This window comes from Streptomyces sp. NPDC033229, from assembly GCF_055576875.1.
In genome coordinates this window covers 138,261-163,217 of sequence record NZ_JBVIQR010000005.1, presented here as the reverse complement: position 1 = coordinate 163,217, position 24,957 = coordinate 138,261, and the positions used below count along the sequence as shown (strand labels likewise).

Here is a 24,957-nt window from a genome sequence, read left to right as displayed (position 1 = left end):
GGGCTTTGGAGGAGGATCCTGACAGAGCCATTCGCCATGAACAAGGGATTCCGTTGTTGCCTTTTGGTTACGCGACCGATTCGGTGAACGGCCGGTCGCGCGCGCCCGCTCGCGCGAAAAGCGGGGATTTCACCGCGGCACAAGAAAATACCGGCATTCATCACGGATGGGCGCACGGCGGCACCCCCGCCCGGCGCCCGGACCGGCCGATACGGCCGCGGAGCCGGAGCCGGTACGGGACGGGACGGGCATCGGGCATCGGGCATCGGGCATCGGCGGGCGGTGAATTGACCGCACGGTGAATTGACGGCCCGCCGCGCATAAGGCGGACCGTTTCGCACGACATTCCGCACGGTGTTTCGGCGGGATGCCCGCGCGTATTCACGGACGACGCGCCCCGCGTCCCGCCGCCCGGGATCGCCGCCCCGGCGTCTTCAGCGCGCGCCGAAGACCGTGCGGTGCCAGTCCTTTCTCGCAACGGCCGTGTTGTCGTACATGACGTGTTTGACCTGGGTGTACTCCTCGAAGGAATAGGCCGACATGTCCTTGCCGTATCCAGAGGCCTTGTAGCCGCCGTGCGGCATCTCGCTGATGATCGGAATGTGGTCGTTGACCCAGACGCAGCCGGCCTTGATCTCCCGGGTGGCGCGGCCCGCGCGGTAGACGTCCCGGCTCCAGGCGGAGGCGGCGAGTCCGTAGGGGGTGTCGTTGGCCAGGGCGATGCCCTCGTCGTCGCTGTCGAAGGGCAGCACGACCAGCACCGGACCGAAGATCTCGGCCTGGACGATCTCGCTGTCCTGGGGTGCGCCGGTGACGAGCGTGGGGAGGTAGTAGGCGCCCTTGGCCAGCTCTCCGCCGGGTGCCTCGCCACCGGTGACGACGGTGGCGTACGAGCGGGCCCGGTCGACGAAGTCCGCGACCCGGTCCCGCTGGGTGTGCGAGATCAGCGGGCCCAGGTCGGTCCGGTCGTCGAAGGGGTCGCCGAGCCGGACGGTGGCCATCAGATCGGCCACGCCGGCCACGAAGGCCTCGTACAGCGGTCGCTGCACATACGCGCGGGTCGCGGCCGTGCAGTCCTGGCCGGTGTTGATGAGCGAACCCGCGACCGCGCCGTGGACGGCGGCCTCCAGGTCGGCGTCGTCGAAGACGACGAAGGGGGCCTTGCCGCCGAGTTCCAGATGGACCCGCTTGACCGTGGTGGTGGCGAGCTCGGCGACCCGCTTGCCGACGGCCGTGGAGCCCGTGAAGGAGGTCATGGCGACGGACGGATGGCCGACGAGACGTTCTCCGGCGTCCCTGCCCGCCCCGCTGACGACGTTGACGACCCCGTCCGGGATCCCGGCGTCGGTGGCCGCCTGGGCGAACATCAGGGAGGTCAGCGGGGTCAGCTCGGCGGGCTTGAGCACAATGGTGTTGCCCGCGGCGATCGCCGGCAGGACCTTCCAGGCGGCCATCTGGAGGGGGTAGTTCCATGGCGCGATCGAGCCGACGACACCGATCGGCTCCCGGCGGACGTACGAGGTGTGGTCGGCGCTGTACTCCCCCGCCGACTTGCCCTCCAGATGCCGGGCGGCGCCCGCGAAGAAGGCGGTGTTGTCGACCGTGCCCGGCACGTCGAACTCGGTGGTGAGCCGGAGCGGCTTGCCGCACTGGGCCGACTCGGCGCGCGCGAAATCCCCGGCCCGCTCGGCGAGCACGGCGGCGAACCGGTGCAGCGCGTCCGAGCGCTCGCCCGGTGTGGCGCCCGCCCACTGGGGGAAGGCCCGCTCGGCGGCGGCCACGGCCGCGTCGACGTCGGCGTCCCCGGCCAGCTCGTAGTCGAGGACCTCCGCCCCGGTCGCCGGGTCGACGACCGCGTGTCGGCGGCCGGAGGACCCGGCCCGCAGGCTGCCGCCGATGTACTGCGCGCCCTTGGCGAATCGTTCCGTAGCGTCGAACCGTTGACTCATGGCGCACTCCTCCGCCGACCGCGATGACCTCGGACGGGCGTAGCTCCAACCGGTATCGAGTGTCGATCCTGGCAGAGGCTCCGATCCACAACAAGGGATTCCGTCGCGGCGTTTTGGATTGGCGACGGAATCAGTTTGCGGACGGCCGGTGACCTACGAGGGCAGGGGCCCGAGATCGCGCAGGAGGGTCACGGCCAGGGCGAACCAGAGGATCGGGAGCACCAGAGCGGTGATGCCGAGGACGATGCCGGCGGTCGCGGGGCCGCGGTTGTCCGCCTCCCCCTGCGTCACCCGGGACCGGCCGATACCGCCGAAGACGATCGCCAGGACGCCGAGGACGAAGGCGAAGAACCACAGGACGAAGGTCAGGCCGCACACCGCACCGACGATGCCGCACACCATGCCCGCGGTGCCCAGCCCGTTGCGCGGCTGTGTCGGCGTCGCGTATCCGGGGTGGCCACCGGGCTGTCCGTACGGCTGGACCGGGGGTGCCACCGGGTAGCCGTGGCCCTGGGGTGCGGGCGGCGGCTGGGGCCCGGAATAGGGGTTCTGCTGATAGCCGGACATGGCGGGCTCCTCTGTGAAATGGCGTCGAGTAATGCTATGGCCATAGATCACGAGGTGATGGGCCGCCGGGCCCGCAGGGTCGCCGGGTCCTCCACGGATCCGCTGTCAGCGCCCGATGACAGAATGACGGCGTGAACGACAACGGGGGAAGCAGCGTGCGGAACGACATGGGGAACGCGTCCGTCCCGGCGCCGGAGGGGGTTGCCGACGGCCCGCGTTCGGTCGCGGAACTGCGGGCGGTGCTCGCCCGTGGAGAGGGCGTCAAGTACGTCTATTTCTGGGGCCACCGGCCGCGCCGGGACGGCAGTGCGGGGCCCGGGTGCTTCAGCCAGTGGTGGGAGTCACCGTTCTCGGTGGACGGTGTCGTCTATGCCACGGCCGAGCACTGGATGATGGCGGGCAAGGCCCGGCTCTTCGGGGACGCGGAGGCAGAGGCCCGGGTGCTGGCGGCAGGGCACCCCAAGCAGGCCAAGGACGCGGGCCGTTCGGTGCGCGGATTCGACGAGGAAGTGTGGCGGCGGCACCGGTTCGCGCTGGTGGTCGAGGGAAGCGTCCACAAATTCGCCCAGCACCCGGAGCTGAGTGCCTATCTGCTCGGCACCGGGGACCGGGTATTGGTGGAGGCCAGTCCCCTGGACCGGATCTGGGGCATCGGCCTGGCCGCCGACGACGAGCGGGCACAGGACCCCGGCCGGTGGCTCGGGGAGAATCTGCTGGGCTTCGCGCTGATGGAGGCCCGTCAGCGGCTGGCGGCCGCCGGGAAGACGAGCGAGGCGGGCCCGGGTGGCGCCGGCATATAGGCGCCGTAGGTCGCGTCGGGGTCGTCCGGGGCGTACCGGGTGTCTTCCTGCTCGTCGATGTTGATGTAGACGACGACCATCAAGGCGGTGGCGACGAGCGCGGCGCCGCCGAGTATCAGCCCCGCGAGGGCCTGCCCGGCGTTGTTCGCCTCACCGGTGCGCGCCTTGCCGCGGCCTATCGCGCCGAAGACGATCGCGAGCACCCCGCATATGAAGCTGAACACCAGCGTCCAGCACAGGACCGTGCCGATGATGCCGAGCACGAGAGCGGCGACGCCGAGGCCGTTGTTGGGCGTCATCGCGGGTGCCTGCCAGCCCTGCGCGTAGCCGGCGGCCGACGGATAGCCGTAGCCCGCCTGCCCGTACGGGGGCTGACCGAACGGCGGCTGTCCGTAGGGGGCGGCCTGCTGTCCGTGGGGCCGCACGGGCGGCTGCGGGTAGCCGGGCGGTGCGTACGGGGTCTGACCGTACGTGCTGCCGCCCGGGTACGCGCTCGGCGTCCCCGGGCCGGTCGGCGCGAGTGGCACGGGAGGCACCCTGCCGGGCGTCGGCCCGGCGGGAGCGGGCGCCGGCGCGGCGGCGGGCATGGCCGTCTGAGTGGGCTGCTGCGAGGGGGCCGGGGCGGGCGCTGCGGCGGCGTCCGTCGGCGGCTCCCAGGTGGGCCGTGTGCCGGGCTTCTCCAGCGGCACCCGGTGCTCCTGCGGAGGCCAGGGGTTTGTGTCCCGCTGCTCCGGCTGCGCGTCCTTGTCGGACATGACCCTCCCCTGTCGTTATCCCGTCATGCTAAGGCCTGGGCACGGCGGTGACGCCCGCCCCGCATACGATGATCGGCACCTACCGAACCGCCCTGGAGGCCGTGCATGTCCGTACTCGACTCGTTCATCGCCGGGCTTCCGAAGGCCGAGCTGCATGTCCACCATGTCGGCTCCGCTTCCCCGCGCATCGTCGCCGAGCTGGCGGCCCGCCACCCGGACTCGCCGGTGCCGACGGATCCCGAGGCCCTCGCGGACTTCTTCACCTTCCGCGACTTCGCGCATTTCATCGAGGTCTATCTGTCCGTGGTCGACCTGATCCGTGACGCGGAGGACGTACGTCTGCTGACGTACGAGGTCGCCCGTGACATGGCCCGGCAGAACATCCGCTACGCCGAACTCACCGTCACCCCCTACAGCTCGACCCGGCGCGGCATCCCGGACGAGGCGTTCGTGGAGGCCATCGAGGACGCCCGGAAGGCCGCGGAGGCCGAGCTGGGTGTGGTGCTGCGCTGGTGCTTCGATATTCCGGGTGAGGCCGGTCTGGTCTCCGCCGAGGAGACGGCTCGGATCGCCTGTGATCTGAAGCCGGAGGGCCTGGTCTCCTTCGGGCTCGGCGGCCCGGAGATCGGTGTCCCCCGGCCCCAGTTCAAGCCCTACTTCGACCGGGCCATCGCCGCCGGGCTGCACAGCGTCCCGCACGCGGGGGAGACGACGGGGCCGCAGACCATTTGGGACGCCCTCGTCGACCTGCGCGCGGAGCGCATCGGACACGGCACGAGCGCCACCCAGGACCCGAAGCTGCTGGCCCATCTCGCGGAGCGGCGCATCCCGCTGGAGGTCTGCCCCACCTCGAACCTGGCCACCCGCGCGGTGGCCGACCTGGACGCCCACCCCATCAAGGAGATGGTCGCGGCGGGCGTGCTGGTCACGATCAACAGCGACGACCCGCCCATGTTCGGCACCGACCTCAACACGGAGTACGCGGTGGCCGCCCGGCTGCTGGACCTCGACGCGACCGGCGTCGCGGCCCTCGCGAAGAACGCCGTCGAGGCGTCCTTCATGGACACCGCGGGCAAGGCGGCGCTGACCAAGGAGATCGACGCCTACACCGCGCTCTGGCAAGGCTGACGGGGCGGGACGGGCACGGGTCAGGGGCGGTACGGGGCAGGGACGGGCACAGGGCAGGGACGGCAGACACGCAGGGGCGGTGACGGAGGCAGGGGCCCGCAGAGAGGCAGGGGCAGTCAGAGAGGCGGAAGGGGCCAGCGCGCCGAACCTCTCCGCCTTGGCAGAGCTCCCGCCACAATGACCCCATGGCCATCACGGACACCAAGGACAGCGGCGCCAAGAACAGCGGCGCCCGGGGCACCGACGCCATGGGGGCGGGCCCCGCACCGGCCGCCCCCGCCACCGCCTTCACCGCCGTCGCCCACCGCGGCGACCCGTACGTCCATCGGGAGAACACCCTCCCCTCGATCCGTTCGGCGCTGCGGGCCGGGGCCGGGGCGGTGGAGATCGATGTCCGGCTGACCCGCGACGGTGTGCCCGTGCTGCTGCACGACGCGGACCTGTGGCGTCTGTGGCGCCACGACGTGCGCCTCTGCGCGGTCTCGGCCGCCGAACTGCGCGAGCTGACCGACGGCGAGCTGCCGACTCTGCGCGAGGCGCTCGCCGAGCCCGCCACCGGGCGGCTGTTCATCGATCTGCCGGACGCCTCGGCCGCCACCGAGACCGTGGCCGAGGTGCACGCGAGCGGTGCCGCCGACCGCGTGTACTACTGCGGCGGGCCGGCCTCGATGCTCGCCGTCCGCCGCGCGGACGCGGAGGCGGAGACCGCGCTCTCCTGGACCACCGTCGTCCCGCCCCGCGCGACGCTGCTCGCCGAGCTGCGTCCGCGCTGGCTCAACTACCGCTTCGGGCTGGTCAGCCCGGAGCTGGTCGCCCGCAATCACGCCGACGGGCTGCTGGTGTCGGCATGGACGGCGGACACCCGCTTCACCATGCGGCGGCTGCTGGCCGCCGGCGTGGACGCGATCACCACGAACCGCATCGACGCCCTGCGCGCGCTGATGCCCGGCTGAGACGTCGGAGCACGCGACGGGGGCAGCCGCCCGTCGGCCTCATGGGCTCGGCGTCACGGACGCGGCCTCACAGGCCGACGATCTCGTTCCACTCCTTGGCGAAGCCGGGGCGCTCCTTGGAGGTCATGTCGCGGGCAGTGGCGAGGCGCTTGCGCATGTCGTCGCTGGGGAAGATCAGCGGGTTCTCGGCCAGCTCCGCGAGCTCCTTGTCCTTCGAGGAGGCGAGGACCTCACGCGCGGCCGGCACGGGACAGACGTAGTTGACCGCGGTGGCCAGCCGCGCGGCGACGTCGGGCCGGTAGTAGTAGTCGACGAGCTGTTCCGCGTTGCGCTTGTGGCGGGCGAGGTTGGGGATCATCAGGCTCTCGGCCCACAGCTCCGCGCCCTCCTCCGGGACGACGAACTCGATGTCGGGGTTGTCGGCCTGGAGCTGGATGACATCACCGGAATAGGCCTGGCAGGCCAGGACATCGCCGGAGGAGAGGTCCTTGATGTAGTCGTTGCCGGTGAAGCGGCGGATGTGGCGCTTGCGGACGAGATGGCGCAGCTGATCGGTCATGGTGTGGAAGTCGTCGGCGGTCCAGCGGGTGACGTCGGCGCCGTTGCCCTGCATGAGCAGGCAGAACGCCTCGTCCAGCCCGGCCAGCAGGGTGACCCGGCCGCGCAGGTCGTCCTTCCACAGCTCCGAGGTGTGCCGGATCTCGCGGCCGAGCTTCTTGCGGTTGTAGGCGATGCCGGTGATGCCGGACTGCCAGGGGACGGCGTGCTTGCGCCCCGGGTCGAAGGGGGGCTTGCGCAGCAGGGGGTCGAGGTGCCGGGTGACGTTCGGCTGCCGGGAGCGGTCCATCTCCTGCACCCATCCCAGGTGGACGTAGCGCGCGCACATCCAGTCGCTGACCACGACGAGGTCCCGGCCGGTGTCCTGATGGTTCATCAGGGCCGGGCTGACCTTCCCGAAGAACTCGTCGTTGTCGTTGATCTCCTCGGTGTACTTCACCGACACACCGCTGGCCTTCTCGAACTCCGCCAGCGTCGGCCGGACCTCCGCGTCCTCCTCGTCGGTGTCGATGTAGAGCGGCCAGTTGGCGAAGACGAGACGCTTGTCGCTGCCGGAGCGGTCCGCCGCGGCCCGGTCCCCCGGCCCCACATAGGCGGCCGGCACCCCGCAGCCGGCGAGAGCGGCGCCCCCGACGCCGGCGCCCAGAGTGCGCAGCAGGGACCGGCGGGTCAGGGACTTCACGGCGTTCACTCGCATTCCGGCAGGATGGCTGGTCAGATCTTGGCGGACAAGGTACGGCCTGTCCGGGAGACGCCCTCGGTCCCCGGCACCCTGCCGGGCCGGGCCGGCCGGACAAGCAGCGTGTGGACGGTGAGCGCGCTCAGAGCGCACAGGGCGGCAGCCGACCAGAGTACGAGATGCCAGGCGTCGGTGAACTGCGCGGCGTGCAGTTCCCGCCCGGGGCCCGAGAGGTCGCCCGCCGCGATCCGCCCGGCCAGCTCGGCCGAGCCCGTACGGGCCTGGACGAGGCTGGTCAGCACCGCGCCGATCACGGCCAGGACGAGTGCGTTGCCCCCGCCCTTGACGGTGTTGAGGAATCCCGCGGCCATGCCGACCCGGGCCGGCTCCACCAGGCTCATCGCCTGGGCGTCGATGATACCGAGGACGAGGCCATTGCCGACGCCCAGGCACAGCAGGGGGCCGAGCAGCGCGAGGGGGGCTATACCGGGGCGCAGCACGGTCAGCCAGGCGTTTCCGCCGGCGAGCAGCAGCAGGGCGAGGCCGGCGAGATGGCGGGCGGGGATACCGCGGTTGACCAGCCGCCCGCCGATCGCGGGCAGGAAGAGGACGGGCGCGGTCAGCATCAGCATGGTCAGCCCCGCGTCGCGGGCGGAGACGCCGTTCACCCCCTGGAGGTAGGTCGGCAGGAAGACCAGGACACCGGCGGAGCCGACGGGGACGGTCAGGGCGGCCAGGCACCATCCCAGGAAGCGGCGGTCGCGGAGCAGTGTCAGATCGAGGACGGGGTGGTCGCTGCGCCGCTCGACGCCCACGAACACCACCAGCAGCGCGAGGCCCGCGGTGACCGGGCCGAGCACCCGCCAGTTCCCCCATCCGGCCTGCGCGCCCTGGGTGATGCCGAACATCAGCAGGGCGAGGCCGCTGATGAACGTCGCCACGCCGGGCCGGTCGACCTTCGGCCGGTGGTCGGCCCGGGACTCGGTCGCGAAGGGGGCGCCCGCGAGCAGGACCAGGCCGATCCCGGCGAAGAGGCCGAAGGTGACCCGCCAGCCGAGTCCGCCGACGAGCCAGCCCGACAACGTCGGACCGATGGCGAGGCCGACTCCGCCCACGGTGCCCATCGCGGCGAACGCCCGCGTTCTGGCGGCGCCCTGGAAGGTGCTCGCCAGCAGCGCGCCACCGCCTGCCATGACGCCCGCCGCGCCGACCCCGGAGAGCGTGCGGGCCACGTCCAGCAGGGCGATGTCGCTCGCGACCGCGCTGCCCACGGCGCCGGCCGTGTAGACCGCGGCGCCGGTGGTGAATATCCGGCGCCGCCCGAAGAGGTCGGCGAGCGAACCGGAGACGAGCATGAAAGAGGAGGCGGTCAGGAAGTAACCGGTGACCACCCATTGCAGGGCCGCCCCGGAGGCGTGCAGGTCTTCGCCGATGCGCGGGATGGCGACGGTGGTGCCGGACATGGACATGGACAGCGTGAGGAAACCCAGCAGGACCACGAGCACCGTTATGGCGGCACCGGACTGCCGGGTCCGCGAGGACTCGGAAGGCATACGGGTAAACTACACCGTGCAGTGCACTAGGTAAACCGAACAGTGCAATTTCTGGAAGGGAGCGGCGATGCCCGCAGCACAGGAGCCGACGGACCGAGAGCCGGCGGCCGGGCGCCCGCGCCGCGGTCTGGCGGAGAAGCGCCAGTCGATCACCCGGGCGGCCCGCACGGTGTTCGCCCGCGACGGCTTCACCCGGGCGAGCGTGGACGCCATCGCGGCGGAGGCCGGGGTGTCCAAGCGCACGATCTACAACCACTTCACGGACAAGGAGGAGCTGTTCCGCTCCGTCCTCATCGAGAGCGCCGGGTCCGTCGCCGCCTGGCACCGGGAGATGCTGGGCCGCCACCTCGGCAAGATCACCGATCTGGAGCGTGACCTCACCGCCTTCGGGCTCGAATGGGCCTCGCCGCCGCGGGAGTTCGCGGACCACTTCGCGCTCGTACGCCAGATCCACGCGGAGGCGGGCCATCTGCCCCCGGACGTCATCGAGGCCTGGCAGGAGACGGGCCCCCGGGCGGCGTTCCGTGGACTGTCCCACCGTCTGGGCGAGCTGGCCGACGAGGGACTGATCGATGTCGACGACACGGATCTCGCGGCGCGCCACTTCGCCCTGCTGGCCGTCTCGGACGTCAGCCAGAAGTCGCTCTTCGGCGCCCTGGAGATGCCCGAGTCCGAGGTCGACTCCATCGTCGCCACGGGCGTCCACACGTTCCTGCGGCTGTACGGGCCGGACAACGCGACCTAAGGCCTGCGGCCCGGAACGACGGTGGCCCCACCGGGGGTTCCGGTGGGGCCACCGTCCGCCGCACCCTGGGGCGCGGCGGACGACCTTGACGTGCGGGCGTCAGTCGAGCGACGTCATCACGTGCTTGACGCGGGTGTAGTCCTCGAAGCCGTAGGCGGAGAGGTCCTTGCCGTAGCCGGACTTCTTGAAGCCGCCGTGCGGCATCTCGGCGACCAGCGGGATGTGGGTGTTGATCCACACACAGCCGAAGTCGAGCTTCTTGGACATCCGCATGGCGCGCCCGTGGTCCTTGGTCCACACCGACGAGGCCAGCGCGAACTCGACCCCGTTGGCGTACGTGACGGCCTGCGCCTCGTCCGTGAAGGGCTGCACGGTGATGACCGGACCGAAGACCTCGTGCTGGACGATCTCGTCGTCCTGCTTGAGCCCGGAGACGACGGTCGGGGCGTAGAAGTAGCCCTTCTCGCCGACCCGGTGGCCACCGGCCTCGACCTTGGCGTGCGCGGGCAGCCGCTCGATGAAGCCGCTCACCTGCTTGAGCTGGTTGGCGTTGTTGAGCGGGCCGTACAGCACGTCCTCGTCGTCCGGCTGTCCGGTCTTGGTGTCCGTCGCGGCCTTGGCCAGCGCGGTGACGAACTCGTCGTGGATCGACTCGTGCACGAGCACGCGGGTCGCGGCCGTACAGTCCTGGCCCGCGTTGAAGTAGCCCGCGACCGCGATGTCCTCGACGGCCTTGGCGATGTCGGCGTCCTCGAAGACGACGACCGGCGCCTTGCCGCCCAGCTCCAGGTGGACGCGCTTGAGGTCCTTGGAGGCGGACTCGGCGACCTGCATGCCGGCCCGCACGGAACCGGTGATCGAGGCCATGGCGGGCACCGGGTGCTCGACCATCAGCCGACCGGTCTCACGGTCACCGCAGATGACGTTGAAGACGCCCTTGGGGTGGCCGAGCTCCTCCAGCACCCCACCGATGATCTCGGCGATGAGGACGGTGGAGGCCGGGGTCGTGTCCGAAGGCTTGAGGACGACCGTGTTGCCCGCGGCGAGCGCCGGGGCGAACTTCCACACGGCCATCATCATCGGGTAGTTCCACGGCGCGACCTGCGCGCAGACGCCGATCGGCTCGCGCCGGACGATGGAGGTCAGCCCCTCCATGTACTCGCCGGCGGAGCGGCCCTCCAGCAGTCGGGCGGCACCGGCGAAGAAGCGGATCTGGTCCACCATCGGCGGGATCTCTTCGCTGCGGGTGAGCCCGATCGGCTTGCCGGTGTTCTCGGACTCGGCGGCGATCAGCTCCTCCGCCCGCGCCTCGAAGGCGTCGGCGATCTTGAGGAGAACCTTCTGCCGCTCCGCGGGCACCAGGTCCCGCCAGGCCGGGAACGCCTCCTCCGCCGCGGCCATGGCCGCGTCGACGTCCGCGGCACCGGACAGCGCGGCGGTGGCGTACGCCTCGCCCGTGGTCGGGTTGACCACCTCGGTGGTGCGGCCGTCGGCGGCGTCCCGGAACTCCCCCGCGATGTAGTTGCGCAAACGGCGCAGCTCGGTGGTCACTGTGCCACCCCTCCTGTCTGATGTCCGATGGATGAGACACAGCCTAGTCACTGGGGCAACGCTTTCGACATACCCGTCAGCCATGAACAACGGATTCAGTTAAATCCAATGGCGCTCGCAACGAATTTCATCGCTCCAGGGTTGCGAGACGGGCGAGTCCCATGCACAGTGGTGCTCGTGGCCACTCGTAGCGCAGATCCGAAAGGCGTGCACGGCACGCCGCCGATCGATGCCGTCTCCCTGGCGATCATCGAGCAGCTCCAGGAGGACGGGCGCCGCCCGTACGCGGCGATCGGCAAGGCCGTCGGCCTCTCCGAGGCCGCGGTCCGGCAGCGCGTACAGAAGCTTCTCGACCAGGGCGTCATGCAGATCGTCGCCGTCACCGACCCGCTCACCGTGGGACTGAGGCGGCAGGCGATGGTCGGCATCAACGTCGAGGGCGATCTCGACCCGGTCGCCGACGCCCTGACCGCGATGGACGAGGTGGAGTACGTCGTCATGACCGCGGGCTCCTTCGATCTCCTCATCGAGATCGTCTGCGAGGACGACGACCACCTCCTGGAAATGATCAACAAGCGCATCCGGACCCTTCCGGGTGTGCGCTCCACCGAAAGCTTCGTCTACCTCAAGCTCCGCAAGCAGACCTACACATGGGGAACCCGATAGCCGTGAGCAAGGACCTCTCCCAGACGGCGTACGACCACCTGTGGATGCACTTCACCCGCATGCAGTCGTACGAGAACGCCCCCGTGCCGACCATCGTCCGCGGCGAAGGCACATACATCTTCGACGACAAGGGCAAGCGCTACCTCGACGGTCTCGCGGGGCTCTTCGTGGTCCAGGCCGGCCACGGCCGCGTCGAGCTCGCCGAGGCGGCCAACAAGCAGGCGCAGGAACTGGCCTTCTTCCCCCTGTGGAGCTACGCCCACCCCAAGGCCATCGAGCTGGCGGAGCGGCTGGCGAACTACGCGCCGGGCGACCTGAACAAGGTCTTCTTCACCACCGGCGGCGGCGAGGCCGTCGAGACCGCCTGGAAGCTGGCGAAGCAGTACCACAAGCTCACGGGCAACCACACGAAGTACAAGGTCATATCCCGGGCCGTCGCCTACCACGGCACCACCCAGGGCGCCCTGTCCATCACCGGCCTGCCGGCGCTGAAGGCCCCCTTCGAGCCGCTGGTCCCCGGTGCCCACAAGGCCCCGAACACCAATCTGTACCGCGCGCCGATCCACGCCGACGACCCCGAGGCCTTCGGCCGCTGGGCCGCCGACCAGATCGAGCAGCAGATCCTCTTCGAGGGCCCGGACACCGTCGCGGCCGTCTTCCTGGAGCCCGTGCAGAACGCGGGCGGCTGCTTCCCGCCGCCCCCCTGCTACTTCCAGCGGGTGCGCGAGATCTGCGACCAGTACAACGTGCTGCTCGTCTCGGACGAGGTCATCTGCGCCTTCGGCCGTCTCGGCACGATGTTCGCGTGCGACAAGTTCGGCTACGTGCCGGACATCATCACCTGCGCCAAGGGCATGACCTCCGGCTACTCCCCGCTCGGCGCCACCGTCGTCTCCGACCGCATCGCCGAGCCGTTCTACAAGGGCGACGCGACGTTCCTGCACGGCTACACCTTCGGCGGCCACCCGGTCTCCGCGGCGGTCGCGCTCGCCAACCTCGACATCTTCGAGCGCGAGGGCCTCAACCAGCACGTGCTGGACAACGAGTCGGCGTTCCTGTCGACCCTGTCCAAGCTGCACGACCTGCCGATCGTCGGTGACGTCCGGGGCAACGGCTTCTTCTACGGCATCGAACTCGTGAAGGACAAGGCCACCAAGGAGTCGTTCACCTCCGAGGAGTGCGAGCGGCTGCTCTACGGCTTCGTGTCGAAGAAGCTCTTCGAGAACGGTCTGTACTGCCGGGCCGACGACCGCGGCGACCCGGTCATCCAGCTCTCGCCGCCGCTGACCGCCGACCAGTCGACGTTCGACGAGATCGAGCAGATCGTCCGCGGCGTCCTCACCGAGGCCTGGACGAAGATCTGACCGGACGGGATCCGACCGGGCCGTCGGCCCCGCTCCGATCCGGACCCGACGGGCAGCCCACCGGCCCGTCCCCGGCCGTGGTCCCCCGCGCGCACCCCCACACCCCACCACGCGCGCGGGGGACCACGGTTTTCCGCGTGTCCCGGCGTCCCCGGCAGCCCGGCCCGTCCCGGCCCGCGCGCCGTCGCACCTCCGCTCGCGCGTGCCGCGCGGATGCGCTCCGACGGGCTCCGGCTCGAAAACGACCCTCCGGGATGAGCCCGACCGGAGGAAACTGGGCCGCTCCAGCGTCGAGCCTGGGCGGAGGCTAGGATCCCCGTTCCGTACGGTGCCAGTGACCCAATGGCCTCCCGGTTCGTTCACCCGGACAGGGGAACGGACCCTTCAGCGACCCGAGGTGCTCGACATGGTGGCCCCGCCGGACAACGACGTGCTCTGGGCACGCGGTCTGCATTACGCCTACAGCGGTTCCCCCGCTCTCGCCGGTGTCTCCATCGGCGTCCGCGAAGGCGAGATCCTCGCCGTCACCGGGCCGCGCGGCTCCGGGAAGTCCACACTCCTCAAGTGCCTCTCGGGTCAGCTCGTGCCCGACCCCGGCGAGGTGTGGTTCAACAGCGCGCCCGTGCACACCCTCTCCCGCGCCGCACGGGAGCGGCTGCGCCGCGAGCGGTTCGGCTGGATCGGCAGCGAACCGCACCTGCTGCCCGAGCTGACCGGCTGGGAGAACGCCGCCCTGCCGCTGCTGGCCCGCGGCATCGGCCACCGTGCCGCCAAGCGGACCGCCGGGGAGTGGCTGGAGCGCCTCGACGTCGGCGACTGCGCCCGCAAGCGCCCCAAGGCCATGCTCCAGGCGCAGCGCCAGCGGATCGCCATCGCCCGGGCCCTGGCGGGCGAGCCGACCGTGGTCTTCGCGGACGAGCCGACCGCCCCACTGCACACCACCGACCGGGCCCAGGTGCTGCGCACCCTGACCACCGCCGCCCGCTCGCACCAGATCACAGTCGTCCTCGCCACGCTCGACGACGAGAGCGCCACCCTCGCCGACCGCACGGTCAGCCTGACCGACGGCCGCCGGGGCGGCGCGATCCCGGCGCCCGAGTCGCCGGGCGGAGAGGGCAGGGCCGCGTGCTCAGTCTCCGCCTAGCGCGCGGCGCGCACCCGCTCGTCCTGCTGCGCCGGCTGCTGGTCGCCGCCGCCGCGGCGGGAGTCGGCTTCCTGCTGCTGTGCACCCTGGGGCACGCGGTGGCCCACCCGAAGGAGGCCGAGGGCTCGGTCGTGCGGCTCCTGTGGTGTGTGGTGCCGCTGGCCGCCGTGGTGCAGTTCGCCGTCGCCGTCGCCCGCACGGACCCGGCCACCCGCCTCCGGGAGGGCCTGGACGCGGTGGGCCTCGGGCCCGTGGCGCTCTCGCTGCTGGCCGCCGTCTCGACGGCGCTCTCCTGCGCCGTCGGCAGCTGCGCCGCGCTGCTCGTCTACCTCGAACTGCGCGGCAATCTCCATCTGACGTCGCTGAGCGGCTCCGCGACCAAGCTGCTGGACGGGGGCGAGCCCCTGCCGTGGGCCGCGGTCCTGACCCTGCTGTCCCTGCTGCCGGTGCTGGCGGCCGCGGCCTGCGCGGTCATGCTGCGCCCCGGCGACCAATCCCCGGAGGGCCCGCGGGCCGACGACACCTCACCCGCCGTCAAGGCACCCGAGCCCAGGCGCACGTACAGCGGCCTGCCCTGGGGCGTCGCCGTGATCGCCACCGGCCTCGCCCTGGAGGCCTACGCGAGTAACGGATCGGCACCCCCCGCCGAAGCGCTGCTGAATCTGCCCGGCCGGGCCGACGGCGCCTCCCCCGGGCTCGTCGGCGGTTGGCTGCTCGCATGCCTCGGCTTCTGCCTGGCCGGACCGGGGCTGACCCACTGGTGCGGGGTACTGCTGTCGGCCGGCCGACCCGGACCCGTACGACTGCTGGCCGGGCGCATACTGCAGGACGCGGCGCCACGGCTCGGCCGCCCGCTCGGTGTGCTCTGCGCCGTCGCCTCGGGCGCCCTGGTAGCCGTCGAGCTGTACGGCGCGGCCTGGGAGCCCTCCGGCGCGCGCCCCTTCGGCCCGCTCACCGGTCTCGGCGCGGCGCTCGTCATGGCCTGCGTGACGGCCACGGCGCTCACCGCGGCCCTGGACACCCGGCAGTCCCGCGCCGACACCGCGGCGACGCTGCTGCGGCTGGGCATCCCCGCCTCCCTGCTGCGCAGTGCGGCCGCCGTGCGGACCTGCGCGCTGGTGGCCGTGATGGCCCCGCTGACCTGGGTGGTCGGGGAGTTGGCGGTCATGCCGCTGACCAAGTGACGGCGGAGCTGCCGCCGAGGGGCGGGCGGGCCGTCGTCGCGACGTCCCGCCCGGGGCAAAGGCCGGGGCAAAGGCCGGGGCAAAGGCCGCAAGCGACCCATGGCCAGGGCCTAGCATGGCCGGATGCAGCCGAATGCCCCTCGCCCCGCCGGTCTCCCCGCTGAATCCCCCCTCGATTCCCCCGCCGGCTCCCCCCTCGGCTCCGACCGTGAGATCGAGAGCCTGGAGGAGTTCGACCGGGTCGTCGCCTCGGGCTCGCTCGGCGGATACCGCGTGCAGTCCGTCGATCTGACGGCCCGTACGGCCGAGCTGGCGGCCGTGGACACCATGGAGGCCGTGTTCCTCGGGTGCCCGATGGAGCCCGAGGCGGCCGCGAAGCTGCGGGCCGGAGGCGCGCTGGTCTTCCCGCCGGTGCCCTTCCTGCCGTTCAACCCCTACCGGGCCACGCTCTACCGCCCGGAGGAGCTGTTCGAGGGCCTGGAGAAGGGCTATGAGAACACCCCCGACGCCCTCGCGTACGCGTGGTTCGAGAGGACGAAGTCGGACGGCGACATATTCGCCTCCATGCTGCGCAGCATCCACGACGACGCCGTGTCCGACGCGTTGGACGAACTGCTGGCAGGCCGGCGCGTCGTGGGCGTCATGGGCGGTCACGCCCTGGAGCGCGGTTCCGCCGGGTACGCCGGGGCGGCCCGGCTGGGCCGGACACTGGCACGCGAGGGCCTGACCGTCGCCACCGGCGGCGGGCCGGGCGCCATGGAGGCCGCGAACCTCGGCGCGTACGCCGCGCCCCTCGCGGACACCATGTTGGACGAGGCCCTGTCGCTGCTGGCCGGCGTCCCGCACTTCACGCCCTCGGTCGCCGAGTGGGCGGCCGCCGCGTTCGCCGTGCGCTCGGCCTTCCCCGGCGGCGGGGCCTCGGTGGGCATCCCCACCTGGTTCTACGGACACGAGCCGCCGAACGCTTTCGCCTCGCACCTCGCGAAGTACTTCGCGAACGCCACCCGCGAGGACGGCCTGCTCGCCCGCGCCAATGCCGGCGTGGTGTTCCTGCCGGGCGCGGCGGGCACCGTGCAGGAGATCTTCGACAACGCGACGCCCAACTACTACCAGTCGCGCGGCGAGCCGACCCCGATGGTGCTGGTGAACCGCGCGCACTGGACGCGCGAGCTCCCGGCCTGGCCCCTGCTGGAGGCGCTGGCGGCCGGACGGCCGATGGCCGGACGCATCGCGCTGGTCGACTCGGTCGACGAGGCACCGGCGGCGCTGGCGCGGCTCACGGCGGGGTCACGGTGAGCGGCGGGCGCGGCCACCGGCGGCCCGCGGCGCCCCCGCGCACAACAAGTCCTTGACTATTTCTTGACCCAAGGCAACTTCCACGCCGAAAAACGCGTCTGCTTCAGGAGCACGACGGTTTATCAGGCGAACGGAGCTATTGGTGATCATCGGCCTTCTGACGGCTGTCGCGGCCTCGGCCTGTTACGGCACAGGCTCGGTCCTGCAAGCCGTGGGATCGCGCAAATCGGCCCGCCGGGAGGCCGCGGCGGCCTCCACGACGGGTACGACGCAGCATGGCGGCCCCAGCCTCTCCTCCACCGCCAAGGCCGCGGTGACCTGGGAGTTCATGGTCGGTACGGTGTTGGACTTCCTCGGTTTCGGACTCGGCGCGCTGGCCGCTCGCATGCTGCCGCTGTTCCTCTCCCAGACCGTCATCAGCGCCAACCTCGTCGTCACCGCCGTACTGAGCATCAAGCTCCTGGGCATCCGGCTGACCAAGCCCGAGTGGCTGTCGATCGGTGTCGTCTGCTCTGCGCTGGTGCTGCTGGCGACCGCCGCGGGCCACGAGGGCAGCGGCGACACCGCGCGCTCCACCCACTGGTGGCTGCTGATCATCTCGCTGGTGCTGATGATCGGCGGCACGATCGCCGTCCGTCTGCTGGGCTCGAAGTCCGCGATCCTCGCCGGTCTGCTGTCCGGACTCGGCTTCGGCGCCATCGGCGTGGGCGTGCGCATCCTCGACGGCATCGACCCGTTCGACCTGCCCACGCTGATCGCGGACCCGGCGCTCTACGCCATCCTCATATCGGGCACCATCGGCATGTACCTGCACACGGTCGCCCTGCAGATCGGCTCGGTCAACGGTGCCACGGCCGCCCTGGTCGTCGGCGAGACCGTCCTGCCCGGCCTCATCGGCGTGCTGATGCTCGGCGACACCTCCCGTGACGGCCTCGCCTGGATGGCCGTCGCGGGCTTCCTGCTGGCCGTGGCGGGCGCGGTCGCGGTCGCCTGGTACGGCGAACCGGAGAGCGTGGTGGTGCCGGAGTCCGAAGCCGGGGCACGGGACCTCGCACCGGCCCCGACGAAAACGGGCTGAGGGCCGCCACCGTCCACGGGAGAGCCCCCCGCACTGTCCTTGGCGACGGTGCGGGGGGCTCTCCCGTTCGGGCTCAGGCGGCGGAGCCGTCCTCGGCGGGAGAGAGCACCACCACGTCGTTCACATCGAAGCCGACGCCCACGTGGGCGTCCGGCTGTGGGGCGCCCCGCAGTTCGCACGCCGCCTCCAGCTCCGGCCCGTTCGGGGGCCGCAGCAGCACCACGACATGGTCGCCCCGGAACGTCCGGCCGGTGACGGTGCACGGCAGCCCCTCCCCCGCGGGCAGCAGCCGCACCCCGGCGGGGCGTACGAGCAGCCTGCACGGGCCCTGCCGCGTCCCCGTCGGCACCGGCACACTCCCCCACACGGTGTCGGCGCGCTCACCGCCGACCGTCGCCTCGACCACGTTGTCGAAGCCGAGGAAGCGGGCCACGAACTCCGACGCCGGCCGCTGCCACACCTCCAGCGGCGTCCCGGCCTGCGCGATCCGCCCCTCACGCATCACCACCACCCGGTCGGCGAGCGCGAAGGCCTCCCCCTGGTCGTGGGTGACGGCCAGCACCGTGGTGCCCAGCCGGCCGAAGAGCTGCCGCAGCTCGACCACGAGGCGCTCGCGCAGGCTCCGGTCGAGCTGTCCCAGCGGTTCGTCGAGCATCAGCAGCCGCGGCCGTGGCGCGAGCGCCCTCGCCAGGGCCACCCGCTGCTGCTCGCCACCGGACAGCGCCGCGACGGACCGCCGCTGCGCGCCCGGCAGGCCCACCATGTCGAGCAGCTCCGCGACGCGGCGCTCCGTCTCCGCGCGCCCGACCTTGCGCATCCGCAGCCCGAAGCCGACATTGCCGCCGACGTCCCGCTGCGGGAAGAGCTGGTGGTCCTGGAACATCAGGCCCACCCCGCGCCGATGGACGGGCACCTGGCCCTGGTCGGCACCGGAGAGGAAGACCCGCCCGGCGTCCGCGTGCTGCAGCCCCGCGACGACCCGCAGCAGCGTGGACTTCCCGCTGCCGCTCGGCCCGAGGACACACACCGTCTCGTGCTCGGCGACCTGAAGGTCCACCGCGTCCAGGGCCGTGCGCCCGCCGAAGCGGACCGTGACGCTGTCCAGGCGCAGCAGATCCTGTCGCAGCCGGTACATCTAGAACTCTCCCGAACGGTCGGTGCGCACGCGCTCCAGTACCAGCAGCGCCGCCGCGCACACCAGCATCAGGATCGTGCTGAGGGCCATGGCCTGGCCGTAGTTGATTTCCCCGGGGCGGCCGAGCAGCCGGGCAACGGCCACCGGCAGGGTGGGGTTGTCGGGCCGGGCGATGAAGACGGTCGCCCCGAACTCGCCCAGCGACACGGCGAACGCGAACCCCGCCGCCACCGCCAGGGCCCGCCCGACCAGCGGCAGGTCCACCTCGCGCCACGCGCGCAGCGGTGACGCCCCGAGCACCGCGGCCGCCTCGCGCAGCCGCGCGTCCACCGCGCGCAGCACGGGGAGCATGATCCGGACGACGAAGGGCACGCCCACCAGGGCCTGTGCCAGCGGGACCAGGATCCAGGACGAGCGCAGATCCAGCGGCGGCTCGTCCAGGGTGATCAGGAAGCCGAAGCCGACGGTCACCGCGGAGGTGCCCAGCGGCAGCATGAGCAGGGCGTCGAAGCCCCGTACGAGCCGTCCCGCCCGCCGGGTCAGCGCGGCGGCGGCGAGGCCGCCCACGACGACGGCGATGCCGGTGGCGGCCAGCGCGTAGGCCAGGGAGTTGCCGATGGCTTCCAGAGGGGCGACGACGAAGGTGCCGCCGTTGTCGTCCGCCGAGGCCAGGGCGCGGTAGAAGGCCAATCCGTAACCGTCGGGCCCCTCGAAGGAGCGCAGGACGAGCACGACGAGCGGCACCAGGATCAGCAGCGCCACCACGGCCAGCACCGACGCCAGGAGCGCCCATTGGGCCGCCCCCCGCGGGCGGCGGGAGGTGTGGGCCGCGTCGACCAGTTTCAGCGCGGATTCCCGCCGCCGCACCGTCCACGCGTGCACCCCCAGCAGTACGGCCACGGCCAGGAACTGCACGAGGGTGAGCACGGCGGCCGTCGGCAGGTCGAGCAGCCGCGCGGTCTGCTGGTAGATCTCCACTTCCAGGGTGGCGTAGCGGGGGCCGCCGAGGATCTGGACCACGCCGAAGGAGGTGAAGGTGAAGAGGAAGACCATGAGGGCGGCGGCGGCCACGGCGGGCGCGAGCGCCGGCAACGTCACCCGGCGCCAGGCGGCGAGGCGCCCGGCGCCCAGCACCCGGGCCGCCTCCTCCTGGCGGGGGTCGAGCTGTGCCCAGAGGCCGCCGACGGTCCGTACGACGACGGCGTAGTTGAAGAACACATGGGCCAGGAGGATCGCCCAGACCGTGGTGTCCAGGCGCATCCCCCACAGCTCGTCCAGCAGTCCGCCGCGTCCGAGCAGCGCCAGGAAGGCCGAGCCGACCACGACGGTCGGCAGGACGAAGGGGACAGTGACCACCGCCCGCAGCAGCTGCTTGCCGGGGAAGTCGAAGCGGGCGAAGACATAGGCGCCGGGGAGGGCAAGGGCCAGGGTCAGGGCCGTGGACGCGAGGGCCTGCCAGGTGGTGAACCACAGGACGTGGCCGATCCGCTCGTCGCCGAGTACCTCTGTGACGCGGGCGAACTGCCACCGTCCGCCGTCCTTGAGTCCCCGGGCCACGATGGCGGAGACCGGGTAGGCGAAGAACAGGGCGAAGAAGGCGACCGGCAGGGCCATCAGGCCGAGCCGGACCGCCGTCTGCCGGGAGAGCCTCTTCGGTCGCTTCGGGACGTGTCGCTTCGGGTCGTCTACTTCAGGACGAGCGAGGACCATGCCTTGACCCACTGGTCGCGGTTCTTGGCGATCTTCTCCGGGGCGAGGGTCGCGGGATCGGTGATCTTGGCACCGAACCTGGTGAATTCCTCGGGCAGCGCGGCGTCCCGGTTCGCCGGGTTGACGAACATCTGGAGCGGCATGTCCTCCTGGAACTTCTTGCCCAGCAGGAAGTCGATCAGAGCCTCACCGCCCTTGGTGTTCTTCGCGCCCTTCAGCAGCCCGGCGAACTCGGTCTGCCGGAAGCAGGTGCCCGTCGCGACGCCGGTCGGCCCCTCCTTGGGCAGCGGCTTCACGCCGAGCACCTCGGCGGGCGGGCTGGAGGCGTAGGAGACGACGAGCGGCTTGTCGCCCTTGGCCTTCTTGCCCGCGGCGGAACCGGAGAAGCGGTCGTTGTACGCCTGCTCCCAGCCGTCCACGACCTCGACGCCATTGGCCTTGAGCTTCTTCCAGTAGTCCTGCCAGCCGGCGTCGCCGTACTTGGCGACGGTGCCCAGCTGGAAGGCGAGCCCGGGGGACGAGGTCGCCGCGTTCTCGGTGACCAGGAGGTTCTTGTACTCCGGCTTGATCAGGTCGTCGAAGGACGCCGGCGGGCTGAGCTTGTGGCCGGCGAAGTACGCGCGGTCGTAGTTCACGCAGATGTCGCCGAAGTCGACGGGCGTGACCCGGTGCTGGCCGGCGTCGGCCTGCAGCTCCTTGGGGACCCGGTCCAGGCCCTTGGCCTCGTACGGGGCGAACAGGCCGTTGTCGAGCGCCCGAGACAGGAGGGTGTTGTCGACGCCGAAGAAGACGTCGCCCTGCGGGTGGTTCTTGGAGAGGACGGCCTGGTTGACGGCCGTCCCGGCGTCCCCGCTCTTGAGCACCTTGACCTTGTACCCGGTGGCCCGCGTGAACTCCTTGAGCACCGCGTCCGACGCGGCGAAGGAGTCGTGCGAGACGAGCGTGACGGTCTTCGAGCCGGAGCCGGAGTCGTCCGAGCCGCCGCAGGCGGCCAGCACGGGGACGCCGAGCGCGGCGATGACGGCCGCGCCGACGGCACGCCGGAAGGTGGTGTTCATGAGTGGGTTGACTCCCTACGCCGGTATGACCCGGATCAGGTCCGAGGGTCTGCGGCCTGTGCCGCACTCTCAGCGCTCTGCGCGCTCCCCTGTCGGATGTTCATTTGTGCGAGGTGTTCGCCTGGGCGAGTGGACAGTATCAGCGCTCGGCGGCGGCGAGCTGACCGCACGCTCCGTCGATCTCCTGGCCGCGCGTGTCACGGACCGTGACGGGCACGCCGTGCGCGGCGATGGCCTGGACGAACGCCCGCTCGTCCTCCGGGCGGGACGCGGTCCACTTCGACCCCGGGGTGGGGTTGAGCGGGATGAGGTTGACGTGCACGCGCTTGCCCTTGAGGAGCCGGCCGAGCAGGTCACCACGCCACGCCTGGTCGTTGATGTCCCGGATCAGGGCGTACTCGATGGAGATCCGGCGACCGGACTTCTCCGCGTACTCCCAGGCGGCGTCGAGAACCTCGCGGACCTTCCAGCGGGTGTTGACCGGCACCAGGGTGTCGCGCAACTCGTCGTCCGGCGCGTGCAGGGAGACCGCGAGACGGCACTTGAAGCCCTCGTCGGCGAAGCGCAGCATCGCGGGCACCAGGCCGACGGTGGAGACGGTGATGCCGCGCTGCGAGAGCCCGAGGCCGTCCGGCTCGGGGTCGGTGAGACGGCGGATCGCGCCGACGACGCGCTTGTAGTTGGCGAGCGGCTCGCCCATGCCCATGAAGACGATGTTGGACAGCCGCGCCGGGCCGCCGGGCACCTCGCCGTCGCGCAGGGCGCGCATGCCGTCGACGATCTGGTGCACGATCTCGGCGGTCGACAGATTGCGGTCCAGCCCGGCCTGACCGGTGGCGCAGAACGGGCAGTTCATGCCGCAGCCGGCCTGGGAGCTGATGCACATGGTGACCCGGTCGGGGTAACGCATGAGCACGGACTCGACCAGCGTGCCGTCGTGCAGTCGCCACAGGGTCTTGCGGGTGGTGTCGCTGTCGCACGAGATGTGCCTGACGACGCTCATCAGCTCGGGCAGCAGCTCGGCCGCGAGCTTCTCGCGGGCCGCCGCCGGGATGTCCGTCCATGCCGCCGGGTCGTGCGCGTAGCGGGCGAAGTAGTGCTGGGACAGCTGCTTCGCACGGAACGGCTTCTCGCCGATCGCGGCGACGGCCTCGCGGCGCTCGGCGGGGGTGAGGTCGGCAAGGTGCCGCGGGGGCTTCTTGGCCCCGCGCGGCGCGACGAAAGTGAGTTCTCCAGGTGCAGGCATGGTCCTACCAGTGTCGCAGACATACGGAGAGGGGCCCGCCGCCCTGTGGACAACGCACCCCTCACCGAAGAAACCGCAGGTAGGACCCCTGTCGCGACTCAGGTGCTGCCGACGAAGACGACCAGCAGCAGCCACACCACCGGGGCGGTCGGCAGCAGCGAATCCAGCCGGTCCATGATCCCGCCGTGGCCCGGCAGCAGGGCGCCCATGTCCTTGATGCCCAGGTCCCGCTTGATCATCGACTCGCCGAGATCACCCAGCGTGGCACTGACCGCGACCGCGAGGCCCAGCAGCAGGCCCTGCCACCACGCTCCCCCGTCGATCAGGAAGTGCGTGCACAGCGCGCCCGCCACCATGGCGAACGCCACCGCGCCGAGCAGCCCCTCCCGGGTCTTGCCGGGGCTGATGCGCGGAGCGAGCTTCTTCTTGCCGAACCGCCAGCCCACCGCGTAGGCGCCGGTGTCGCTGACCACCGTGAGCACCAGGAAGGTCAGCACCCTCCAGGCACCGTCGTCCGCGGCCAGCATCAGCGCCACGAAGGTGGCGAGGAACGGCACGTAGAAGGCCGCGAAGATACCCGCCGTGACATCGCGGAGATAGTCCTCCGGCGGCTCCGTCATGCGCCACACGAGCACCGCGAGCGCGGTGAAGGCCATGGCCACCCACGCGCCCTCGGCGCCGTTCACGAAGCCGGCGACGACCATGGCGGCGCCGCCGACCGCGAGCGGCACCAGAGGTGCCCGGATGGCCTTCTTCTCGGCCAGCCTGGAGGTCAGCTCCCACAGCCCGACGACCACGGCCACCACGATGACCCCGAGGAAGACGGGCTTGTAGATGAACAGGGAGGCGAGGATGACGGCGCCGAGGCCGATACCCACCCCTATCGCTGCCCGCAGATCGCGCCCGGCGCTCTTCTTCGCCGCGTTCGCCGTCTGGGGGGCAGCAGGCTCCTGCGGCCGGATGTCGGGCTCCTGTTCATCGCGGAACAGGGGGCCGCCGAAGTCAGCGGCCCCCTGATCACGGTCGTCCTGGTCTCCGCCTGCGTCGGGCACGATGGGCATGGGGCGAGTCTGCGCCGCGTAGGCCGCCTCGTGCACAGGACCCGCCGTACCGGCGGGTCCCTGGTCGGTGGACCCCCAAGAGCCGACGCGCGGCGGGGCCCCCCAGGATGCGTCGTTCATCAGACCTCGAGGAGCTCGGATTCCTTGTGCTTGAGCAGCTCGTCCACCTGAGCGACGTACTTCTGGGTGGTGTCGTCGAGCTCCTTCTCCGCGCGGCGCACCTCGTCCTCGCCGGACTCCTTGTCCTTGACGAGCTTGTCGAGGAGCTCCTTGGCCTTGCGGCGGATGGAGCGGATCGAGATCTTGGAGTCCTCGGCCTTGGTCTTGGCGACCTTGACGAACTCCTTGCGGCGCTCCTGCGTCAGCTCCGGGAAGGTCACCCGGATGATGTTGCCGTCGTTACTGGGGTTGACGCCCAGGTCGGAGTCGCGGATGGCCTGCTCGATGTTGCGCAGCGCGCTCTTGTCGAACGGGGTCACCACGGCCATGCGCGGCTCGGGAACCGAGAACGACGCCAGCTGGTTGATGGGCGTCAGCGCACCGTAGTAGTCCGCCACGATCTTGTTGAACATCGCCGGGTGCGCACGCCCCGTGCGGATCGCCGCGAAGTCCTCCTTGGCGACCACGACGGCCTTCTCCATCTTCTCCTCGGCCTCGAGGAGGATCTCTTCGATCACCACTTGCTCCTGGTGTTATCAGTAAGCAGAGCCTCGCCCCTGCGCGCGTCTTCTCCTGCACGGTGTCCGACCGGCAGGCAGTTGTCCATCCCCGTGCCGA

General features: G+C 71.3%; 22 protein-coding genes and 1 riboswitch. Of the genes, 10 read left to right on the top strand and 12 right to left on the bottom strand.

All coding sequences use genetic code 11. From position 1 onward, the window contains the following. Positions 1 to 434 precede the first annotated feature (434 nt). The gene (locus ACZ53N_RS07220) at positions 435 to 1,949 is read right to left on the bottom strand and encodes a gamma-aminobutyraldehyde dehydrogenase (RefSeq protein WP_469139924.1); all 1,515 of its coding nucleotides are present in this window, start codon (positions 1,947 to 1,949) and stop codon (positions 435 to 437) included. Between the two features lie 153 nt (positions 1,950 to 2,102). Next, positions 2,103 to 2,516, bottom strand: a complete 414-nt coding sequence (locus ACZ53N_RS07215; protein ID WP_469139923.1) for a DUF4190 domain-containing protein — start codon at positions 2,514 to 2,516, stop codon at positions 2,103 to 2,105. Between the two features lie 167 nt (positions 2,517 to 2,683). On the opposite strand from ACZ53N_RS07215, the gene ACZ53N_RS07210 reads away from it, so the two are divergent. Then, the gene (locus tag ACZ53N_RS07210; RefSeq protein WP_469139987.1) at positions 2,684 to 3,316 is read left to right on the top strand and encodes an NADAR family protein; all 633 of its coding nucleotides are present in this window, start codon (positions 2,684 to 2,686) and stop codon (positions 3,314 to 3,316) included. On the opposite strand, the gene ACZ53N_RS07205 is transcribed toward ACZ53N_RS07210, so the two are convergent. Continuing rightward, positions 3,256 to 4,071 (bottom strand): DUF4190 domain-containing protein, encoded by an 816-nt coding sequence (locus ACZ53N_RS07205; protein WP_469139922.1) that lies wholly within the window; start codon positions 4,069 to 4,071, stop codon positions 3,256 to 3,258. The two genes, ACZ53N_RS07210 and ACZ53N_RS07205, sit on opposite strands and share 61 nt — an antisense overlap. Positions 4,072 to 4,176: 105 nt before the next feature. Here ACZ53N_RS07205 and ACZ53N_RS07200 point away from each other — a divergent pair, with 105 nt between their 5' ends. Further along, entirely contained in the window at positions 4,177 to 5,199 is a 1,023-nt protein-coding gene (locus ACZ53N_RS07200; protein WP_469139921.1) for an adenosine deaminase, read from the top strand. Positions 5,200 to 5,447: 248 nt separating this feature from the next. Further along, positions 5,448 to 6,152: a glycerophosphodiester phosphodiesterase gene (locus ACZ53N_RS07195; protein WP_469139986.1), complete on the top strand. Its 705-nt coding sequence runs from the start codon at positions 5,448 to 5,450 to the stop codon at positions 6,150 to 6,152. 67 nt (positions 6,153 to 6,219) lie between these two features. Here the strand turns inward: ACZ53N_RS07195 and ACZ53N_RS07190 are convergent, their stop codons facing one another. Further along, positions 6,220 to 7,383, bottom strand: a complete 1,164-nt coding sequence (locus tag ACZ53N_RS07190) for a polyamine ABC transporter substrate-binding protein (RefSeq protein WP_469139985.1) — start codon at positions 7,381 to 7,383, stop codon at positions 6,220 to 6,222. A gap of 41 nt (positions 7,384 to 7,424) precedes the next feature. Beyond that, positions 7,425 to 8,942 (bottom strand): MFS transporter, encoded by a 1,518-nt coding sequence (locus ACZ53N_RS07185; RefSeq protein WP_469139920.1) that lies wholly within the window; start codon positions 8,940 to 8,942, stop codon positions 7,425 to 7,427. A 67-nt stretch (positions 8,943 to 9,009) separates the two neighbouring features. Here ACZ53N_RS07185 and ACZ53N_RS07180 point away from each other — a divergent pair, with 67 nt between their 5' ends. Further along, a complete protein-coding gene (locus ACZ53N_RS07180) occupies positions 9,010 to 9,687 on the top strand; it encodes a TetR/AcrR family transcriptional regulator (protein WP_469139919.1) in 678 nt (225 codons plus the stop codon). A gap of 99 nt (positions 9,688 to 9,786) precedes the next feature. Here ACZ53N_RS07180 and ACZ53N_RS07175 read toward each other — a convergent pair whose 3' ends face one another. Then, positions 9,787 to 11,238 (bottom strand): gamma-aminobutyraldehyde dehydrogenase, encoded by a 1,452-nt coding sequence (locus ACZ53N_RS07175; RefSeq protein WP_469139918.1) that lies wholly within the window; start codon positions 11,236 to 11,238, stop codon positions 9,787 to 9,789. A 177-nt stretch (positions 11,239 to 11,415) separates the two neighbouring features. Here ACZ53N_RS07175 and ACZ53N_RS07170 point away from each other — a divergent pair, with 177 nt between their 5' ends. From ACZ53N_RS07170 to ACZ53N_RS07145, 6 genes are all read left to right on the top strand, one after another. Further along, positions 11,416 to 11,904: an Lrp/AsnC family transcriptional regulator gene (locus ACZ53N_RS07170; protein ID WP_469139917.1), complete on the top strand. Its 489-nt coding sequence runs from the start codon at positions 11,416 to 11,418 to the stop codon at positions 11,902 to 11,904. Then, the gene (locus tag ACZ53N_RS07165; protein ID WP_469139916.1) at positions 11,889 to 13,268 is read left to right on the top strand and encodes an aspartate aminotransferase family protein; all 1,380 of its coding nucleotides are present in this window, start codon (positions 11,889 to 11,891) and stop codon (positions 13,266 to 13,268) included. Before ACZ53N_RS07170 ends, ACZ53N_RS07165 begins: the two co-directional genes overlap by 16 nt. A 406-nt stretch (positions 13,269 to 13,674) precedes the next feature. Beyond that, on the top strand, positions 13,675 to 14,412 hold the full coding sequence (locus ACZ53N_RS07160; protein ID WP_469139915.1) for an ABC transporter ATP-binding protein: 738 nt from the start codon (positions 13,675 to 13,677) through the stop codon (positions 14,410 to 14,412). Further along, positions 14,394 to 15,596, top strand: a complete 1,203-nt coding sequence (locus tag ACZ53N_RS07155) for a hypothetical protein (RefSeq protein WP_469139914.1) — start codon at positions 14,394 to 14,396, stop codon at positions 15,594 to 15,596. Before ACZ53N_RS07160 ends, ACZ53N_RS07155 begins: the two co-directional genes overlap by 19 nt. Before the next feature lie 123 nt (positions 15,597 to 15,719). Continuing rightward, positions 15,720 to 16,892, top strand: coding sequence for an LOG family protein (locus tag ACZ53N_RS07150; protein ID WP_469139913.1), 1,173 nt, complete (start codon positions 15,720 to 15,722; stop codon positions 16,890 to 16,892). Between the two features lie 142 nt (positions 16,893 to 17,034). Beyond that, complete coding sequence (locus ACZ53N_RS07145) at positions 17,035 to 17,970, top strand: hypothetical protein (protein WP_469139912.1); 936 nt, start codon at positions 17,035 to 17,037, stop codon at positions 17,968 to 17,970. Between the two features lie 73 nt (positions 17,971 to 18,043). On the opposite strand, the gene ACZ53N_RS07140 is transcribed toward ACZ53N_RS07145, so the two are convergent. The 6 genes from ACZ53N_RS07140 to frr form a co-directional block, all read right to left on the bottom strand. Then, positions 18,044 to 19,105, bottom strand: a complete 1,062-nt coding sequence (locus ACZ53N_RS07140; protein WP_469139911.1) for an ABC transporter ATP-binding protein — start codon at positions 19,103 to 19,105, stop codon at positions 18,044 to 18,046. Then, positions 19,106 to 20,719, bottom strand: coding sequence for an ABC transporter permease (locus ACZ53N_RS07135; RefSeq protein WP_469139910.1), 1,614 nt, complete (start codon positions 20,717 to 20,719; stop codon positions 19,106 to 19,108). Between the two features lie 71 nt (positions 20,720 to 20,790). After that, positions 20,791 to 21,873 (bottom strand): thiamine ABC transporter substrate-binding protein, encoded by a 1,083-nt coding sequence (locus ACZ53N_RS07130; protein WP_469139909.1) that lies wholly within the window; start codon positions 21,871 to 21,873, stop codon positions 20,791 to 20,793. Then, positions 21,869 to 21,974: riboswitch (TPP riboswitch) on the bottom strand. Its footprint overlaps the gene before it by 5 nt. 38 nt (positions 21,975 to 22,012) lie before the next feature. Then, entirely contained in the window at positions 22,013 to 23,119 is a 1,107-nt protein-coding gene (gene rlmN, locus ACZ53N_RS07125; RefSeq protein WP_130880155.1) for a dual-specificity RNA methyltransferase RlmN, read from the bottom strand. A 98-nt stretch (positions 23,120 to 23,217) separates the two neighbouring features. Further along, complete coding sequence (locus ACZ53N_RS07120) at positions 23,218 to 24,300, bottom strand: phosphatidate cytidylyltransferase (protein ID WP_362211920.1); 1,083 nt, start codon at positions 24,298 to 24,300, stop codon at positions 23,218 to 23,220. Further along, positions 24,300 to 24,857 carry a ribosome recycling factor gene (gene frr, locus ACZ53N_RS07115; RefSeq protein ID WP_130880153.1) on the bottom strand — a complete coding sequence of 186 codons (558 nt, stop codon included), beginning with the start codon at positions 24,855 to 24,857 and terminating at the stop codon, positions 24,300 to 24,302. The genes ACZ53N_RS07120 and frr overlap by 1 nt, the downstream gene beginning before the upstream one ends. Between the last annotated feature and the right edge of the window lie 100 nt (positions 24,858 to 24,957).